The sequence below is a fragment of the Shewanella sp. MF05956 genome, from assembly GCF_059758055.1.
This window is the reverse complement of sequence record NZ_JCAYNV010000004.1, coordinates 95,143-113,050: the sequence shown is the minus strand read 5'-3', so window position 1 is coordinate 113,050 and position 17,908 is coordinate 95,143. Positions and strand designations below refer to the sequence as shown.

The following is a 17,908-nucleotide window of genomic DNA, read 5'->3' as shown; positions in this document are numbered from 1 at the left end:
AAAAAGGCCCAACCGTGATTAATCACGCTGAGCCAAATCTTTATTCAACAAATAAACTCCCCAGTATATTTGTGAATACAATATCTAAGTAAAAGCACTCAACGCATAATGCGTTACAATATTATTTAGTCCAGAAAATTTAGTCAAAAAGAAAGCTCACTTTAGTGAGCTTATCTTTATTCAACAAATAGACCGGCAAGTATATTTGTGAATACAATATCTAAGTAACAGAACTCAACGCATAATGCGTTACAATAGTATTTAGTTTTTTATTATAAGCAGAAACAGCAATAGTTATCGTGGCGCTTTTCGTTGTTTACTTTTATTAGTTTGAAAGCTTCTATTGCTCTTACTTGATTACATTTCTGACAGCGTTTTAGTTTAGGCTTTTGGTATTTGTTCATATGTCGTCATCTTCATCAATTAGTTTAGTGAAATCAAAGGTTGTAGGTGGATATTTTTTAACTAGTTCAGTTAAAAATGCACTACGTTCTTTTATAAATTCTTTTTGCTTCTTAGTAAGATGCCTTGATACTTTGATGCGGGATTGAGTTACTTGTTGGGTATGTGCTTCCAAAGCTTGTGAATGTTTGTATTCTTTCATATATGCGTTCCTTTATTTTTATACTATATTCTAAAGTCTCAACACTATAACATTCCGTTTTCCCATCGAATTCAAATGGTGATTTTATACTAAAATCTCTAAGCATTAGTTGAACATATTTCTCATATTTCTCAGCTTCTTTTCTACTGTTAGCTGGCAATGAATAAACATCAGTGAATAATACATGACAACCAGCTAAATCTAAATCTTTATTGAATCGTTTAGCTGGATTGTAACTTATACCGATTTTAGTAAAACTTCCATGTTCAGGGTGTGTTATTACAACCATATATAATTGCCACTTGTTAGCTTTTATTGGTTTGTTGTGTGATGATACGACTACTGTATTAGTAGTTATAGCTTCGTGTATTTCATTTTCATAAATATCCATAGTAATTCTCCTTACTGTTATAAACTGCCCTCCTGCCAGAGGGCTTTTTTGTGGCTAGTGTTTTTTGGAAATACGTATGCAAACATGTTTGTCATAGAATTAATGGATTATTACAAAGCGCTCTAACGCGCTTTAAGTAAAAGACAATAGCAATATAGTGCTTGTATTACTAAAAGGCGTTAGAAGGCGTTGTCGTGCGTTACAAGGCGTTTTAAGTAGTAGCACTTACTAGTATTAGTATTAGTGCTTGTATTGGTATTATAAAACAAAGCAAAGCGCTCTAACGCGCTCTAAGGCGCTTTAAGTAAAAGACAATAGCAATATAGTGCTTGTATTACTAAAAGGCGTTAGAAGGCGTTGTCGTGCGTTTAAAGGCGTTTTAAGTAGTAGCACTTACTAGTATTAGTATTAGTGCTTGTATTTGGTTGTAGTGCTTGTATTGCTTGTATTGCTTGTAGTGCTTTAGTGGTTTTAGAACTAAGTGTTTTTAAGTTGTTGAATTTAAATAAGTAATTGCAAAATGCTAGATTCGTTTATATATATATATGAAAAACTAACATTTCGTCACTTGTTATTTAAAATCAAATACTTACAACAACTTATTTTGCAGTGCTTACTATTATTGGTTTAGTGCTTGTAGTGCTTTAGTGGTTTTAGAGCTAAGCGTTTTTAAGTTATTGAATTTAAATAAGTAATTGCAAAATGCTAGATTCGTTTATATATATATATATGAAAAACTAACATTTCGTCACTTGTTATTTAAAATCAAATACTTACAACAACTTATTTTGCAGTGCTTACTATTATTGGTTTAGTGCTTGTAGTGCTTTAGTGGTTTTAGAGCTAAGCGTTTTTAAGTTATTGAATTTAAATAAGTAATTGCAAAATGCTAGATTCGTTTATATATATATATATGAAAAACTAACATTTCGTCACTTGTTATTTAAAATCAGTTACTTACAACTACTTATTTTGCAACACTACTAAAGCAACTACTAAAGCACCTACTTCTACTTCTAGCAAAGCGCTCTAACGCGCTCTAAGGCGCTTTAAGTAAAAGACAATAGCAATATAGTGCTTGTATTACTAAAAGGCGTTAGAGGGCGTTGTCGTGCGTTACAAGGCGTTTTAGTAGTAGCTTCTGTATTGCACTAGTGGTATATATTGCATTTCATGAATTCTTCGTTTCGTTTTTCTTTTGCTACTTTGAAAGCTACTTCTGCACTTCTAGAGCTTTTATTTTCAATCATCAAAGCTCTTGCATCAAAATAATCAAATAATGCAATCTTTGCACTTACTGTTATATCACTTACCAATACATCACCATAATCAACAAAGTGTAACAAGTGTTCTTGTGTTTTAGGTTTGAATTGTTTTATGTAATCACTTCCTAGTTGTGTAAGTTTCATTTGTTGTCCTTATTTTTGTATCATACTTAGAGTGAAACTCAATTCTGGAGTATATAAGTCTAGATCTTTTATTGCTTCGTATACTTCTATTGTGTTTTCACCATTGTGTATCCATTTAGTTACTGAGTTATGTAAATCATCATCACCAGTGTATTCAAATCCAATAAAAACTGTAATCGGTATACTTATGCTGTCTTTACGTAAATGATATAAGCATTGGGTATAAACTATTTCACATCCATAATTCAAAATATCTTTTATTGATTCATCATGACCATAGCATGATGTTTTGACGTTATACTTTTCATAAAATAAATCTAGTGTGTTATTTCTTTTATGTAAGTAACGTTCAGCTTCTAGTTGTTTAGTAATAGCTTCGATATTGATATTATACTTTCTATAAGTTTCGTGAAGTGATACAAAATCGACTTCATATGAATCCGTGTTTGTTTGGTAGTTCTGTGCTTTTATTATATCTGCAAATGTTCTAGTCATATTATTTTCCTTGTTGTGTTATTGCTGCAAAGCGCTCTAACGCGCTCTCGTGTGTTTTAAGTAAAAGACAATAGCAATATAGTGCTTGCATTACTAAAAGGCGCTAGAGCGCGTTGTCGTGCGTTTAAAGGCGTTTTACTTACTAGTATTAGTATTAGTGCTTGTATTGCTTGTATTGGTATTGGTATTTTACAAAACAGAGCTAAGTGTTTTTTAGTGCTTTATAAGCTGTTGAATTTAAATAAGTAATTGCAAAATGCTAGATTCGTTTATATATATATATATGAAAAACTAACATTTCGTCACTTGTTATTTAAAATCAAATACTTAAAGCTACTTATTTTACAACACTACTAAAGCAACTACTAAAGCAACTACAAGCAACTACTTACCACTACTAAAGCAACTACTTCTACTTCTAGCAAAGCGCTCTAACGCGCTCTAAGCGTTTAAACTAAAAAGACAATAGCAATATAGTGCTTGTATTACTAAAAGGCGCTAGAGGGCGTTGTCGTGCGTTTAAAGGCGTTTTAAGTAGTAGTTGCTGTCTTAACTTACTAAAGCAACTACAAGCAACCACTAAACCACTTACTAATAGCAAAGCGCTCTAACGCGCTCTAACGCGCTTTAAGTAACAGACAATAGCAATATAGTGCTTGTATTACTAAAAGGCGTTAGAGGGCGTTGTAGTGCGTCTCCTTTAGTGTTTACACTCCATATAATTTACAAATATTATATAAAAACCCAATGTTACTAGTGAATTGTTCTTTCCAACTATTTTTGAAACTAAATCCACTTGATGCATCTTTCATTTGTGCAACAATAGATTCAGCTTCACCGTAACTATAACCAGATGCTTTCAATGCAGAAGTTACTTTCAATAAATCAGAGTGGTGTAAACCTGATATTAGCGTTAGTCGATTTGCTAATAGAGTTCTATCTTCATCAGTCGTTTGTATGTGTTGGTATTTGCTGGCGTTAGCTATAGTTCTTGCGAGTTCTGCTTTTTCATCAGCATATAAACGAACACCACGACTTGATATAAAATCAAAGCTCATGGCTGAACCTTCAATATATTCAACATCGTAACATCCAGCAAAGTATCTTGATTTGTGGTAACTACAATTGTCTATTTCTAAACCATCAAGTAAATGCCATGTTTGTAATCCATAAAACATTATCTTTTCATAATCTTCATCGGTGTTAGTTTTATTATATGGAAAATACAAATGGTATCTTTCACATGTAACACCTTTTTTATCTAAATTGTGGTTTGCTGAGGTCATTACAAAACACGCTAAGTTCGAAGCGCGAACTCGCTCAACTACATCTGCCATTGGTATAGTTTGCTTAGTATCTATATCAATTACTAAACCAGCTGCACCTAACCAATTAGGTGATGTTTTATGACCATTTGCCCAAATATTAGGGCTATGTGGTTTTGAGAAAACCCACGTGTCATTTGGTGTCATGTCATATGTATTATCCCAATTTCGGTTTACATTACGGTTCATCCATTCTTTTAGTTCAGGTTTTGATAACTTAGGTAGTTTACCAAACCACAACGACATGCTGAATTCAGTTAGTTTTTCACGTTTACCATTCAACATATCTATTGTTGAAATTTGATGTTTTTTGTATAGCTCAGGTATTGTTTTGTATTGTTCTAATGATGTTAGTTCCATTTTTCATTTCCTTATAAAAAATCGGGATTTGGTAAGAAGTTGTATCTATGTAAGTGCTTTTAGTATTAGTGGTGAAATGTTAGATTCGCTTATAGTTATTATATACAAACCTAACATTTTACCACTTTTAGCTACTTGAACAAATAATAAGTGCCTTTGTTGTCACGTCCAACACCAACACCTCTTTCTTTTAGTTCAGTAACTATTCTAGATATAAGCGACCCATTCCTAATACGTGATTTAGCAATACCACTTTCAACTAGTTCATGCTTTAGTGTTTCTTTTAGCATTTTAGCTCTAACAACTAATTCAGTTTCACCAGCTACTGTTAGCAACATAAAATATTTTGTAATCACACCTTCAGCTGTTTGATCAATAACAAATTCATCAGTTGAATACAGCTCACTAGCTATTGCTTTAGCATCACAATCTGCCATTGCAAGAACTTCTTTTCTATTCGATGCGTCAAATACATAAGGAGTAATAGTGTCTAAAGTAACTAATCGTTCACCTGCAACTTTATGCTGTCCTAGTTTTTTGGGCAAAACTAGAATATGTTTACCACCTCTAGAACGATAACCTGTATTTCTACCTATTGCTTGGTTTGCTCTATCACTAACAATAATACTAACCGCAGTGTCTACATCTACACCTAAAGCCATCATCATTGGTAGTATTTCAAATGGATGTGGTAAACCTATAATAGTAACTAAGTTCTTATCCATCATATCATTATGACCTTTTGCACCTTCAAAAGTATAATCACCAATTGGAGTCATTTCAGCATAATCAATACCGTCACATATGACTTCATAGTTATACTTTCTACATACTTTTGCTATGTTCAATCTAGCATAGTTAGGTGGCTTTTTACTTTGTGGTGCTGAATTACCTGTTCCATTTACATAAATTACTGATAAGTTTGGATCAACTAAAGTAATAGGTCTGCCTGCTTGAACGTAACGTGTTTTTAGTGCATGTATACTTTCAAATGCTTTGTTCAATGATTTTTCAGCTGATAACAAAACAACTTTAGTGTCTTGTGCTAAAGCAGCAAAGAAGTTATTTGGGTTGTATTCAATTTTAGGCATTAAGCCTTTTTCACGTAACTCAATACTATCAAATTCACTTCCATAAATCGTAGCTACACCATCAACATGTAATAACTTGCTGTAATCCATTTCATCTAAGAATATATAATAGCTATTGAAATGCTTTATAAACTCACCAACTCTAATTTTAGCGACAGTCATTGCAATGAAATTATTATTCTTTATAAGGCGCTTGTTATAATCAATTTTATCTCGGATATCCGATGCTTGTTGCTTTGTGATAATTTTCCTATCTAAAAGCTCTTTTACAATATTCACGGTTTCTTCTTCATCAAATTCGTTATATATCAATCCAGCTTCATAAGCAGCAGCTTTACCAGCTACTTCTTCAATCATCTCTGTAACACCTTTGATAACAATAAAACCATTAGCTGATGCAAAAGCATTTCTATTTGCTCTAGTATTAGTTGCAAACACAATTCTTTCACATTGTTCTTCGTTATATACATCACTGCGTATTAGTTTACTAAATTCACCTATTGTTCTAGATTTACCAGAACCAGCGTTTTCAGTTAGTAGCACTAAAGGATACTTATCTAACTTTGCTTTTATATCTCTAGCTTGCTCAATATAAGCATCATCGGGTTTTACTAAATCATGTGTAATGTTCAGTGAATAATCTGTAAGTTGTAAAGTAAGCTTGTTTTCTATGTCATAAATAGTGTTGTAAATCATACAACCTCCTTGTTGTAAATGTAAATTTTGTAATGCTATAATTGATTTGTATCCATACCCTTTGTGGTTAAAAAGCCCAGTATCCGCTGGGCTTTTTTGTGGCTGTTTATTGTTGCAGGTGAAAAATAACATTCTGCTTTTCTTCTTCACTAGCGAATGTGTATGTTTCAGCTATTTCAAAAACACACATACCAAAAGCTTCAGACAATGCTTCAATATTGCTTACATGTTTTATGGTTTCTGCTGATGCTTCTGGAAGTGTATCTACAAAAACATTTGCAAATATTTCTTTCATCATTTCTTTTACTTGCTCGGCGGTTAGTTCCATTTGTTTTCCTTTGTTAGTTTAGCGTTTTGGTAAATTATCTTTTATACGTTTCACAGCATTATCTAGTGTTATAGGTGATACACCCAACTCAGCAGCTACATCACTTCGTCTATAACCAAGCAACAATAACTCATAAGCTTCTAACGCAACTGCATCTGTAATTTTGCGAGGTGCGCCTAGTAATGTTGATTTGGGTTGATACTTACTCATATCAATAGTAGATACTGTTTTTTCTTGTAACGCCCATTCAGCTGGGTAAGTTGCTTTGTTTTCAATTGAATTTAGTTCAGACATAGTAATCCCGTTCAGTAAGAAACTTTTTTATTTGTTTATTTGTTACTTTACTATAACAACAATATTTACTTTTGTTATGAAGTTTTTTATATTACTTTTTATACATAAAAGTAATAACCATTTACATGTTTTTTAGTCAACTTGAGTATATCTGCAACAAGCTCATGTAAATCAGTCTCTGCTTCCAAATCTTTTACTTTTATAAAAAAACTAGAATCATTGCTTTCTAAATGTTTCTCTAATAACTGACTAGCTTTACAATAAGCAATAAAGTAATCAGCTAATAACAACTCACCTACAAATAACTTAGTATCAACATCATTTATAACACTTACATCTTTGTTTCTTACGTTATAGTGTTTGTAGTTGAAATCTAAATCCAATAAACTAACATCAATCTTACCTGCAATAACAACTACTGTATTAGTATTAGTATTAGTGTAATTATAAATTTCATGTATACGTTGTTTAACTAAAATATCTATAGCTAACTTTTCATAAACTCCTAAAGTTACCATAGCATTCGCAACTTCATATATTGACGGCATACTTACTATAAAAACTTTATTTGATTCTAAACTATGCTTATAAGTTACAAAGTTATATTTGCAATCAGTATTATCAGCAACAACTTCAAAGTCGTATTCTAATGCAGTATTAGCAATCTGTTGTCTTTTTGTAATGCTATCTGTTTTATAAAAAGAACTTGTAGATTTTACTGTTACTAATAGTAAGTCGTTTTTATTTTTTATGTTATTTGCATTGTTAGCATTTGACTTACAAGTAAAGTATTTTGTTTTTGAATGTTTCATTGCAATATGCAAAGTATTACTTGTAGTTGTTGCAACTAACTTAGTTTCTGTATTAGCATCTAATAACTTTTGAATAGATTGAAACATAGTAACAGCTTCTTTAGTAACAAATGTTTTATTGTATACTGTTACTTTTTTTGCTTTTTGTGCAACTGAACTATACTCCATACAATCTACTAAAAACACATAGCCACTAAAGTTACTTACACCAATATGAAGTAGTGTATGTTCATTGATTGCGATGTTTGGTTTTTCAGATTTGATGTAACGTTGAATCTTTATATTATCTAATGCATTTGGGATATCAGTAGTTTTGATATCAGTAGAAGATAAACTACTTTCTGTAAAGTGTTTTATAATAGTGAAATTATTAGCTGATGCGAAATTATTGCGTTTTTCAATAGACTTAGTTACGTAAACAACAGGTTGTGCAATCAGTTTTACTAAACCGTTCAATGTATTGTATGATGACACTGACGTTAGTTCATCTACAACCACAATATTATGTTCAGAACTTGCGCGTATAAGGTTTTTTTGTGTATTTGTGTTCAATTTTATTACCTCATGGTTACTTTATAGCTTTTATAACAAGATATTTTGGTTTTGTTACGTTGTTTTTTTATATAAAAAAAAGTCAAAAAAAAGCCCACATTTAAGTAGGCTTTTCGTTTACTGCTTTTCGTTGTAGATTTCTTTGATCTTAGCAAGCCATTCGTCATCGTGTGTAGTAGCAGTGGATTTAACCACAGCATCACATATTTTGAAGAAAGCCCATTCAATCATTTTTTCACTAGCTAATGACACCAGAAGTTTAGTGCCTAATGTGATAAAAGCTTTTGTAAGTATAGCAAACATAATCTTTACCTAAGTAATGGCGTTGACTACTTAGTATTTATTAGGTGTTGGAGTTCATTTAGAACTTTTATGTGTCGCTGCACTCTGTTAGGTGTTTGTTTAAAGTATTTTGAATCCATTAGTTCATATGCTGCTTTACTGAAATCATATACTTCAAGAGCAGCTAAGAAACGTTTAAATTTCAAAACACCACTTTTACCTAGTTGAAAAACCATTTCAGTTAAAACATCATTAACTTCTTGGTATAAGCTTTTGTGAACAGAAAGGGCTTGTTGTTCTGCTTTCTTAACATCATCTATCAATAACGATTCAGCTTCTTGTTTAGTAATAGGTTGTTGTGTTTCACTGCAACGATGCCCATAACCTATTGTCCAAAAGCCCTCTGTGCATTTGTATTTGTTGAACTTACTGTCAACGAAGTAACCTAAAAATGTTTGATACTCTAAAGTCCCTTCATTTACTTTTATACGCTCTATAAGTTCAGAGTTAGTTGTATTTGTTTTAATCATAGCGTCCCTACTTTGTGTTCCTTGAAATACACGCATGACTTACACCTAAGTGCTCGCCTATCGAAACAAGCGTGTAACCTAAATCGCGCAATCCTTGCGCTTCTGCTTTTTGTTCTACTGTTAGTTTACTTTTCCGTCCTGCTTTCTCTTTTAGCTTCAGGACTAAGTTTTTGTTCAAGTAATCGAGTTCCATTTGTTCCTACTTTAGTGTTAATGAATACATTGTATTTAGTAGGTGTTTTTTGTATGTTTTCATTTATAATCAAGGCTGAGTGTTTAAAACAATAGGTGTTTTTTAATGCGTATGATTTTTGCCGTTGTGGTCATTGCTGGCGTGATATTTTACTTTTTCAGCCAAATGAATAACTCAAAAGCAGCAAAAGAAAATATTGAAAAAGGTAAGCTATTTTTAGCTGAAAACGTCAAGCGCGAAGGCGTAGTGCAAACCTTGTCTGGGCTACAATATGAAATCCTCACTAAAGGGGACAACACCGAACATCCTAAAGCTAACAGCAAAGTCACCGTTTATTATCATGGAACATTACTTGATGGAAGCGTGTTTGATAGTTCAGTAGATCGTAAAGAAGTGATTACTTTTAGTTTAAATCAAGTGATTAAAGGATGGACAGAAGGCTTACAGTTAATGACTATAGGTGATAAGTTTCGCTTTTATATTCCAAGCCAACTAGCTTATGGCAACCGTTCAACGGGTAAAATTGAAGGCGGTTCAGTGCTGATCTTCGATGTAGAACTGTTTGATATTGACTAGAAAAGTAGTTGCGCCTTAACTGTAGTTGTTATTACAGCCGCACACTCGTGGATGGCAGCGTATTTGACAGCTCGGTTGAACGTGGCGAAACCATCAGCTTTGGCTTAAATCAAGTCATTAAAGGGTGGACTGAAGGCGTGCAATTAATGACTGTAGGCGATAAATTCCGCTTTTATATCCCAAGCCAACTTGCTTACGGTAACCGCTCAACCGGTAAAATCGTGGGTGGTTCGGTATTGATTTTTGATGTTGAGTTGTTTGAGATTAATTAACCTCAGCACAGAAAAATAAACAGTTATCAATGTAAAAAGCCTCCATCACGGAGGCTTTTTGGTTTATCTAAAGCAACATAACCTTTCATCATCAAACAGTTGTTGACAGTAATTGCCAAGAGGTTAAATATAAACCGACTATCTTAGATATTTTAGTACTCATTAGTAAAGGATTACACATTGGCCATTCCAAGAGTCTTTATAAGCTCCACCTGTTACGATCTAAAGCACATAAGAGAAAATTTAAAATACTTCGTTAAAACGATAGGTTATGAACCTGTAATGTCTGATGAAGGTGATGTTTACTATAGCGTAGATTCACATACGCATGATGCTTGCTTAGATGAAGTTGCGACCTGTCAGCTGTTCATTTTGATCATCGGTGGGCGCTATGGTGGCGAACATAAGGACAAAGAAGGTTCCATAACCAACAATGAATACCGAGAAGCAGTTAAAAATAAAACACCAATTTTTGCTTTGGTTGAAAGTGCAGTCCATTCAGATCATCACACCTTCATTTCTAACAAACAAAGTAACCCAGATTTTTTTGAAAAAATTACATACCCCAGCATAGATAACATCAAAATTTTTGGTTTTATTGACGAAGTCAGAAAAAATAGTCTGAACAATGCAATTGTACCTTTCAATAATTTTTCTGACATGGAAACTTACTTGAAAAAACAATGGGCAGGTATGGTGTTTGAGTTGCTTGCCGAACGTGCTCGAAATGATAATGCTAAAGTAACTAATAGATTAATCGATGATTTAAAACTTGCAACTGAAAAATCAGCAGAGCTAATTAAAGTTTTATTAAGAACCACTAATGCGGATCATGCAGAAGATCAAATTAGCAAAATTGATATACTGTCCAAGGCAAAAAGCTTACCTAAATTATTAGAAACATTGTTAGAGTCAGAATATCTATCAATGTTAAATCTTAAAAGTCTCCCTAACCTTAATGACTACCATTTTTGGTACGAGTTTTTAGTTGCAACAGGTGATTTTAAAATTGTCACTGAAACCATAAGAGGTGTGAAAAGTAACTATTTACATGACAATAATAATATTTATATCGACTTAAACCCTAGTAGCGAAAAACAAAATCAAATATTAATTATTAACAAAATTCAAACTGCTTTCGAAGCACTACAACGTGTTGAACCTAAAATCCAAAATGAAATTTTAGAAGAATTCATTGTACCATTTTAGTTTTATTTAAAACCAAAGCCTCCAATCGCGGAGGCTTTGGTTTTTAACGCATGTGCGTTTCAAGTAATCAGCTTTAACCTAAGTAAAATGGATCATCAATCGATTTGGCTGGTTGGGTAAACCATTTAGGCCCTTGAGCCGTCATGTAGAAATGATCTTCATGACGAATACCAAACTCACCCGGAACGCATAACATAGGCTCATTACTAAAACACATACCACTGGCAAGTAACGTTGAGTCATTACCGACTAAATACGGCCATTCATGAATGTCTAACCCTATACCATGACCTGTGCGATGCGGTAAGCCTGGCACCTGGTAACCTGGGCCAAAGCCTGCAGCTTCTAATACCTTGCGCGCTGCAACATCAACATCACAACATGGCGTGCCTATTTGCGCGGCATCAAATGCTGCAATTTGTGCATTTTGCTCTAATTGCCATAACTGGCGTTGACGCTCATTAGGTTCACCAAATACGTAGGTACGGGTAATATCTGAGTTATAACCGTGTAACTGACAGCCAGTATCAATCAACACCGTGTCGTTAAGTGTTAATGATTTTGGCGACTTAACCCCATGCGGATAGGCGGTATCTTCGCCAAACAGTACAATACAAAAATACGAGCCTTTCGCTGCGCCAACAGCGTAATGAGCCTGATCGATAAAATCTTCAACCTCTGCTGTAGTGATGCCTTCACGTAATATACTCGCTGCCGCTTTATGCACCTCAAGCGTCATGTCTTTAGCGCGTTGCATTAAGGCGATTTCGGCAACTGACTTAATCATACGACAACCCGCGGTTACGGTTGTTGCACTCACAAACCGATGTTGAGGTGCAGCTTGAGTGATGCCGTCGCTAATAAAAAAGGGCGTCGATTCATCAATGCCGATTTTGGCTTGGGTTAACCCCATATTGTTGAGCACATCGGCAAATAATTGATAAGGGCTTTGGTCTTCGTGCCAGGTGTTTACTTGGCCTTTAATGGCCATATACCCTTGCAAGGTATCAAGTTCAAATGCTGGGGCAATATACTCAATATGACCCACGGCAGGAATAATCGCGCCCACCATGCGCTCACTTGAAAACCAACGCGTGCCACTAAAATAGTACAAGTTCGTGCCCGCATTAACATAAATGGCATCTAAACCATGTTGCGCCATTAACTGTTGTGCGCGCAAAATACGCAGATGAAATTCATCATCGCTTATTGCTGCCACGCCGTCAGCCATGTGGGTTAATTTAGCTAACGCTTGCTGTGGGCTTACGCCACCAACACCGATTGTCATAACATTTCCTTTATTATTGTTATTATTACGTTTAAATAAAGCATTTACTCTGGGCTAGAATACCGTCTGTTTGTCATTGTTACCATGCATACAATATCTGTTTACAATATAAGTTTACAATTTTAGCTTGCCTTATCTTAGCGACTTCGCTTGCAAGGCTTGTGGTGCCCTTGCGATAATTGCACTTCATTTACAGAGCTGAGTCCATCAGTCGCCTCCAACGGAGAAACCATGTCCAATATTATTGCTACGCGCCTCAATGCCATTCGCCAACAACTTGAAGTGAACCATATCGATGCCTTTATCATTCCCCGTGCCGATGAATACTTAGGTGAATACGTGCCTGCGCGTAATGAGCGTTTACATTGGGCTACTGGCTTTACCGGTTCTGCTGGTATGGCGATTGTATTAAAAGATCGCGCGGCTATTTTTACCGACGGGCGTTACACTGTGCAGGTTCGCCAACAAGTCGATGGCAGTTTATTTGAATATTTAAGCCTGTATGACGACCCGCAAATTGACTGGCTAATTGATACATTACCCGCTGGCGCTAGCGTCGGTATCGACAGCCGCTTGCACACTCTTGCCTGGTATCAACAGGCTAAGGCGCTGTTTGATAAAGCCCAAATTAATCTGGTTGAAGTAAATGACAATCCGATTGATGTGAGTTGGTTAGACCGCCCTGCATTGTCGGCATCCACGATGACCTTATTTAGCCATGAGGGTGCTGGGCGCAATAGCGTTGAGAAACGCCAACAAATTGGGGCCTTAGTTAAAAAGCAAGGTGCTGACGTGGCACTTATCGCGGCATTAGATTCGTGTTGCTGGTTGTTGAATATTCGCGGTAATGACGTGCCACGCTTCCCCGTCATACTGGGCTGCGGTTTATTATCGGCCAATGGCGATATGACCTTTTTTACCGATTTAACCAAAGTACCGCAAAACGTAACTGAGCATGTAGGCGCTGGCGTGAGCTTTAAAGATGAAGCTGAACTTGCCACTGTTTTAGCTAAAATGGAAGGCGTTAAGTTATTAGCCGACCCGCATTCAGCCAATGCATACTCACAATTACTGGCACAAAAAAGTGGTGCTAAGCTGATTGTTGGTACCGATCCTGTCGCCTTACCGAAGGCGCAAAAAAATAACGCTGAACTTGCGGGTATGCGCGCCTGTCATATCCGTGATGGTGTTGCCGTGAGCCGCTTTTTAGCCTGGTTAGACAACCAAGTTGAGCAGAAAATCATGCACGATGAAGCGCAATTGGCAGACAAATTAGAGAGTTTTAGATTACAAGACCCACTGTACCGCGAACCAAGTTTTGACACTATTTCGGCTACGGGTGCCAACGCAGCCATGTGTCATTACAACCACAATAATGGCACCCCAAGCACCATGACCATGGACAGTATTTATTTGGTTGACTCTGGCGCACAGTATATCGATGGTACGACCGATGTGACCCGCACTATCGCCATTGGCAAAGTGACTGACGAGCAGAAAAAAATGGTGACGCTAGTATTAAAAGGTCATATTGCGTTAGATACTGCGCGCTTTCCTAAGGGCACTTCTGGTGTGCAGCTCGATGCATTTGCTCGTCAATATTTATGGCAACACGGTTTTGATTATGACCACGGAACCGGTCATGGCGTTGGCCACTTTTTGAGTGTACATGAAGGCCCGCAGCGTATTGGTAAAAACGTCAATGGCGTCGCCTTATTGCCTGGCATGGTGTTGTCGAATGAGCCAGGTTATTATCGCGCCGACGGTTTTGGTATTCGTATCGAAAACTTAGTCACTGTGCAGCATTGCCAGGCACTGCAAGGCGCTGAACGTGAAATGTATGAGTTTGATGCATTAACTCACATCCCAATGGATGCCCGCTTAATCGACAAATCATTATTAACTGATTTTGAAGTGAATTGGTTTAATCAATACCAACAAAAAGTGCGTCAAACCCTTGCACCATTAATGCAAGGCGACGAGCTAGCCTGGTTAAATAAAGTGACAGTGGCTATTTAAGCGCTAGCATTCAATAGACGTAAAAAAGGCTTAGGTGAGAAGATCACACTAAGCCTTTTTTTGTAAACTCTATTGTTTAATTTTTATTTGAGCACAAATCAGTTTACAGAGGGAAATGGGCTACCGATTACAAATCGGATTTAACGATATTGTTGGCACAAGGTATCAAAATCATCTTTGGGGTTAAGTAAAAAGTGTTTACCTACTAAAGAGATGATTTCAGTTTCTGCAATATAGGGATTCTCGATTTTAAAAATCACCCTATTATTCAATTTGGCCTTAAGTAAATACTCACAATGACGTTGATAAAAGAATTGATCAAATTGACCATTTTCGATGATTCGTTGCAAGCCAACTTCAATTCGTTTCGCGAGTCGTGGTTGATTGGGCGAAACGTAGTAGTAAGTCACTAATGGGATATGCAGCATAAGGTGTTCATCGACAATCAACTCGGGATACTGCTGGCTAAACTGTGAAACTTCCTGAAAAACCTCATTAACGCCACGTCCAAATGTAACAAAACGTCCTTTAGATAGCATGTTAAACAAATTTTCGTAAAGCGTACTTTCAACTACCTCAAAGCCTGCTTGTTGCATAGCCACTTTAGTAGACCATTGACTGCCAGAGCCTGTTTTAAGAGAAGTTAGCTGAGCTAAGGTGGTGATATTAGCCAGCAGAGAGGCATTTTCTTGCTTAATAATAAACACCCTGAAACCTTGAATACCTTTCCGAATAGGGATTTTTATCGGAATAAGTTCTTCATTCCAGTTCTGTTTGGATGCTTCAGCAATCACATTAATGCCGTCACCTTCTTTTAATGACCTAAAAATACGATTTCGACTCATGTGCATATCGGTCACCAGCAAGCTGCCCTCACCAAAATCGGCAGTAGTGGCTTGTATTACCAAGGCTAGCAATTCATAAGTGTACTGATATCGACTATCCAATTCGGATTCAGAACGATTGATCATAAATCGATCATTAGATTGGCAGGTTGGACTCACCACGATGCCCGCTAATAATAGCAAGCTTAATACTATGTTAAATCGCAAAACAACATTCATAGATTAACTCGTGGAAGGTGAAAAATCGAAAGGATGTCAGTTCATTGAACCTAAAAAAATCAAAATAAGTTAATAAAAATCAGACACCTTGAGCATATATTTTTAAGCATAGGCTGGCGCTGTATAAATATCAATCAATGATAACGGAAGCTGTGAAGGAATGCACAGACAATGCACGCTTAATCTTATAGAGCACCTATTAATGCAAAGCAATGCCCTGTAACAGATCATAGTTAACAAATATTTGTCGTGCGATAACAATAAACCTCAACTCAGAAAAATCCGAGTTGAGGTTTATTAAGCTCAGCGTATGTTTAATAGCACATTACGCGACTGCTTGCTGCTCTACAGGATGACTTTTGCCGTCATACTTTGGACAATAATATTTAGCAAACATGGTTAACAGTGCTTCACGACGAATGACGCCACATAATCGGCCATTTTCAACCACGGGATACACACTCGGCACTGCCGCTGAAGCATCACGTAAACGCTCTTCATAACTCTGATATCCACCACTGATGTACATACCAGAATCGGTTACTGGGAATAGTTTCTTCTTGTCTACCACCATAAACTCTAATAATTGCGCGACATTTTCAGTAGGTGAAACAGTCAGCATCTTGGTTTGCATAATGTCTTTGACTGAAATAGGTAATGTTGCAGAAAACTCTTCAGACCACAGTGATCGCATAAGATCTTGCTCAGACACAAAACCTAATAGTTGCTGCTCACTGTCTACTACTGGAGCGCTACGCACATTATCATTCGCGAGTAATATAAGCGCCTGATAAAGAGTCATATCGATTGAAAGCGTAGTGGGTTTGCTGTCCATTAGTTCACTCACGATAAGTTTTTGGATTTTATTTTTCATGGCTAAATACTCTTTATTAGGTTGATGTTGAATGTGTGCAGAAACGTCGTTTTGTTGAATCGATTCTGACACCGACAAATTTTGCTGGAGTTCGGATGTGTGAATATGTTGATGAGTGTCAACATGAGTGTCGCTAAAAGGGCTAATGTGTAACGATGGCGCATTGTTAAGAGCTTTAACGCCTTTATTATCTATCCAGTAATAACCTAGACCGACAAATACCGCGCCACCCAAAATGTTGCCTAATGTCACAGGGATCAGGTTATGAAGCACAAAGTTACTGATGGTTAAGTCTGCAAATAGTTGTGGGGCAACACCTAAAGCGATGAAATATTCATTGCCAGCAAAGTGTTGAATGGCAATACCCAGTGGCACCATAAACAAGTTGGCAATACTGTGCTCAAAGCCACTAGAGACAAACATCGCCACCGGCAATATCAGCAATAACGATTTAGCCAGCGCATCTTTGCTGCTAAAGGTCATCCAAACACCCAAGCAAACAAGTAAGTTACACAAGGTACCTAAAGCAAAAGCCTGGCTCCAATCATGATGAATTTTATGTTGAGCAACATGCAGTGCATTTAGGCCCCACTCATTACCATCTAAGCCATACATTTTCGACATCATCACCAATAGCAGTATCAACATGGCGCCACATAAATTGCCGAGATAAACCCGCATCCAGCAATTGAGCAACTGCTTAGTCGTCACTCTTTTTTGCGCCCAGGCTATGGCGCTTAATACCGTACTGGTAAAGAGTTCGCCGCCAAGCACCACCACAAGAATTAACCCTAAACTAAACGCGACTCCGCCACTGAATCGAACTAAGCCCCAAGAACTTTGAGCCGAACCAGTAGTGACAGTGAGATAAAACACAAATGCGAGTGCGATGAATGCCCCTGCAAATACCGACAAACCAAATGATTGTGCAACGTCTTTAATCACTTTAGCGTGTCCGTAATCTGCCGCTTTTTCAAAAGGGCTCATTGGTGCAGGCTTTTCAACCACAGCAAGATGATTTATCTGCCGACCATGACGTTGCTGATGAGCAACCTCTTGGGAATGAAGCCCTATCATAATGTCTTCCGCAAGGTAATACGGATTCCATTGAGAGATGAATTAACATAGGCAATATACATGGGTAACTCCTTGAATTTGTTTTAAGTACACATCAAGAATACCTCAGAAAATTTAAAATAATATTGAGTCTTTTTTAGGTTAGCTATCAATAATATTGATACTCA

General features: G+C 36.3%; 16 protein-coding genes and 1 pseudogene. 4 read left to right on the top strand and 13 right to left on the bottom strand.

The window, feature by feature from the left end:
- Positions 1-515 precede the first annotated feature (515 nt).
- The 10 genes from AC19MX_RS05865 to AC19MX_RS05820 form a co-directional block, all read right to left on the bottom strand.
- Entirely contained in the window at positions 516-995 is a 480-nt protein-coding gene (locus tag AC19MX_RS05865; protein ID WP_498296986.1) for a GIY-YIG nuclease family protein, read from the bottom strand.
- 1,151 nt (positions 996-2,146) lie between these two features.
- Positions 2,147-2,404, bottom strand: coding sequence for a hypothetical protein (locus tag AC19MX_RS05860; protein ID WP_498296985.1), 258 nt, complete (start codon positions 2,402-2,404; stop codon positions 2,147-2,149).
- Positions 2,405-2,413: 9 nt separating this feature from the next.
- Complete coding sequence (locus tag AC19MX_RS05855; protein ID WP_498296983.1) at positions 2,414-2,899, bottom strand: hypothetical protein; 486 nt, start codon at positions 2,897-2,899, stop codon at positions 2,414-2,416.
- Positions 2,900-3,606: 707 nt separating this feature from the next.
- Positions 3,607-4,584 carry a hypothetical protein gene (locus AC19MX_RS05850; protein WP_498296981.1) on the bottom strand — a complete coding sequence of 326 codons (978 nt, stop codon included), beginning with the start codon at positions 4,582-4,584 and terminating at the stop codon, positions 3,607-3,609.
- Positions 4,585-4,715: 131 nt separating this feature from the next.
- Positions 4,716-6,503 carry a hypothetical protein gene (locus AC19MX_RS05845; RefSeq protein WP_498296980.1) on the bottom strand — a complete coding sequence of 596 codons (1,788 nt, stop codon included), beginning with the start codon at positions 6,501-6,503 and terminating at the stop codon, positions 4,716-4,718.
- Positions 6,478-6,699: a hypothetical protein gene (locus AC19MX_RS05840; RefSeq protein ID WP_498296978.1), complete on the bottom strand. Its 222-nt coding sequence runs from the start codon at positions 6,697-6,699 to the stop codon at positions 6,478-6,480. The genes AC19MX_RS05845 and AC19MX_RS05840 overlap by 26 nt, the downstream gene beginning before the upstream one ends.
- 18 nt (positions 6,700-6,717) lie before the next feature.
- Positions 6,718-6,993, bottom strand: a complete 276-nt coding sequence (locus tag AC19MX_RS05835; RefSeq protein ID WP_498296976.1) for a hypothetical protein — start codon at positions 6,991-6,993, stop codon at positions 6,718-6,720.
- 98 nt (positions 6,994-7,091) lie between these two features.
- On the bottom strand, positions 7,092-8,357 hold the full coding sequence (locus tag AC19MX_RS05830; protein ID WP_498296974.1) for a hypothetical protein: 1,266 nt from the start codon (positions 8,355-8,357) through the stop codon (positions 7,092-7,094).
- Between the two features lie 117 nt (positions 8,358-8,474).
- Complete coding sequence (locus tag AC19MX_RS05825) at positions 8,475-8,660, bottom strand: hypothetical protein (RefSeq protein WP_498296972.1); 186 nt, start codon at positions 8,658-8,660, stop codon at positions 8,475-8,477.
- A 26-nt stretch (positions 8,661-8,686) separates the two neighbouring features.
- Positions 8,687-9,205, bottom strand: a complete 519-nt coding sequence (locus AC19MX_RS05820; protein WP_498296970.1) for a glycoside hydrolase family protein — start codon at positions 9,203-9,205, stop codon at positions 8,687-8,689.
- A gap of 262 nt (positions 9,206-9,467) precedes the next feature.
- Between AC19MX_RS05820 and bamJ the strand changes: the two genes are divergently transcribed.
- The 3 genes and pseudogenes from bamJ (at position 9,468) to AC19MX_RS05805 (ending at position 11,419) form a co-directional block, all read left to right on the top strand.
- Positions 9,468-9,938 carry a BamJ family beta-barrel-assembly machinery protein gene (bamJ, locus tag AC19MX_RS05815; protein ID WP_498296968.1) on the top strand — a complete coding sequence of 157 codons (471 nt, stop codon included), beginning with the start codon at positions 9,468-9,470 and terminating at the stop codon, positions 9,936-9,938.
- A gap of 29 nt (positions 9,939-9,967) precedes the next feature.
- A pseudogene (locus AC19MX_RS05810) lies at positions 9,968-10,210 on the top strand (FKBP-type peptidyl-prolyl cis-trans isomerase); the annotation flags it as partial.
- 180 nt (positions 10,211-10,390) lie between these two features.
- Entirely contained in the window at positions 10,391-11,419 is a 1,029-nt protein-coding gene (locus AC19MX_RS05805; protein ID WP_498296966.1) for a DUF4062 domain-containing protein, read from the top strand.
- A gap of 73 nt (positions 11,420-11,492) precedes the next feature.
- Here AC19MX_RS05805 and AC19MX_RS05800 read toward each other — a convergent pair whose 3' ends face one another.
- Positions 11,493-12,707, bottom strand: coding sequence for a M24 family metallopeptidase (locus AC19MX_RS05800; RefSeq protein WP_498296964.1), 1,215 nt, complete (start codon positions 12,705-12,707; stop codon positions 11,493-11,495).
- A 231-nt stretch (positions 12,708-12,938) separates the two neighbouring features.
- Here AC19MX_RS05800 and AC19MX_RS05795 point away from each other — a divergent pair, with 231 nt between their 5' ends.
- Positions 12,939-14,726: an aminopeptidase P family protein gene (locus tag AC19MX_RS05795; RefSeq protein WP_498296962.1), complete on the top strand. Its 1,788-nt coding sequence runs from the start codon at positions 12,939-12,941 to the stop codon at positions 14,724-14,726.
- Positions 14,727-14,866: 140 nt separating this feature from the next.
- Here the strand turns inward: AC19MX_RS05795 and AC19MX_RS05790 are convergent, their stop codons facing one another.
- Entirely contained in the window at positions 14,867-15,697 is an 831-nt protein-coding gene (locus AC19MX_RS05790) for a hypothetical protein (RefSeq protein ID WP_498296961.1), read from the bottom strand.
- A 418-nt stretch (positions 15,698-16,115) separates the two neighbouring features.
- Positions 16,116-17,741 carry a formate transporter FocA gene (gene focA, locus AC19MX_RS05785; RefSeq protein WP_498296959.1) on the bottom strand — a complete coding sequence of 542 codons (1,626 nt, stop codon included), beginning with the start codon at positions 17,739-17,741 and terminating at the stop codon, positions 16,116-16,118.
- Between the last annotated feature and the right edge of the window lie 167 nt (positions 17,742-17,908).

Coding starts and splice junctions, on each gene's coding strand:
- AC19MX_RS05865 (WP_498296986.1), bottom strand. CDS start 995: ATGGATATTTATGAAAATGAAATACACGAAGCTATAACTACTAATACA.
- AC19MX_RS05860 (WP_498296985.1), bottom strand. CDS start 2,404: ATGAAACTTACACAACTAGGAAGTGATTACATAAAACAATTCAAACCT.
- AC19MX_RS05855 (WP_498296983.1), bottom strand. CDS start 2,899: ATGACTAGAACATTTGCAGATATAATAAAAGCACAGAACTACCAAACA.
- AC19MX_RS05850 (WP_498296981.1), bottom strand. CDS start 4,584: ATGGAACTAACATCATTAGAACAATACAAAACAATACCTGAGCTATAC.
- AC19MX_RS05845 (WP_498296980.1), bottom strand. CDS start 6,503: ATGTTATTTTTCACCTGCAACAATAAACAGCCACAAAAAAGCCCAGCG.
- AC19MX_RS05840 (WP_498296978.1), bottom strand. CDS start 6,699: ATGGAACTAACCGCCGAGCAAGTAAAAGAAATGATGAAAGAAATATTT.
- AC19MX_RS05835 (WP_498296976.1), bottom strand. CDS start 6,993: ATGTCTGAACTAAATTCAATTGAAAACAAAGCAACTTACCCAGCTGAA.
- AC19MX_RS05825 (WP_498296972.1), bottom strand. CDS start 8,660: ATGTTTGCTATACTTACAAAAGCTTTTATCACATTAGGCACTAAACTT.
- AC19MX_RS05820 (WP_498296970.1), bottom strand. CDS start 9,205: ATGCGTGTATTTCAAGGAACACAAAGTAGGGACGCTATGATTAAAACA.
- bamJ (WP_498296968.1), top strand. CDS start 9,468: ATGCGTATGATTTTTGCCGTTGTGGTCATTGCTGGCGTGATATTTTAC.
- AC19MX_RS05800 (WP_498296964.1), bottom strand. CDS start 12,707: ATGACAATCGGTGTTGGTGGCGTAAGCCCACAGCAAGCGTTAGCTAAA.
- AC19MX_RS05795 (WP_498296962.1), top strand. CDS start 12,939: ATGTCCAATATTATTGCTACGCGCCTCAATGCCATTCGCCAACAACTT.
- AC19MX_RS05790 (WP_498296961.1), bottom strand. CDS start 15,697: ATGATCAATCGTTCTGAATCCGAATTGGATAGTCGATATCAGTACACT.
- focA (WP_498296959.1), bottom strand. CDS start 17,741: ATGATAGGGCTTCATTCCCAAGAGGTTGCTCATCAGCAACGTCATGGT.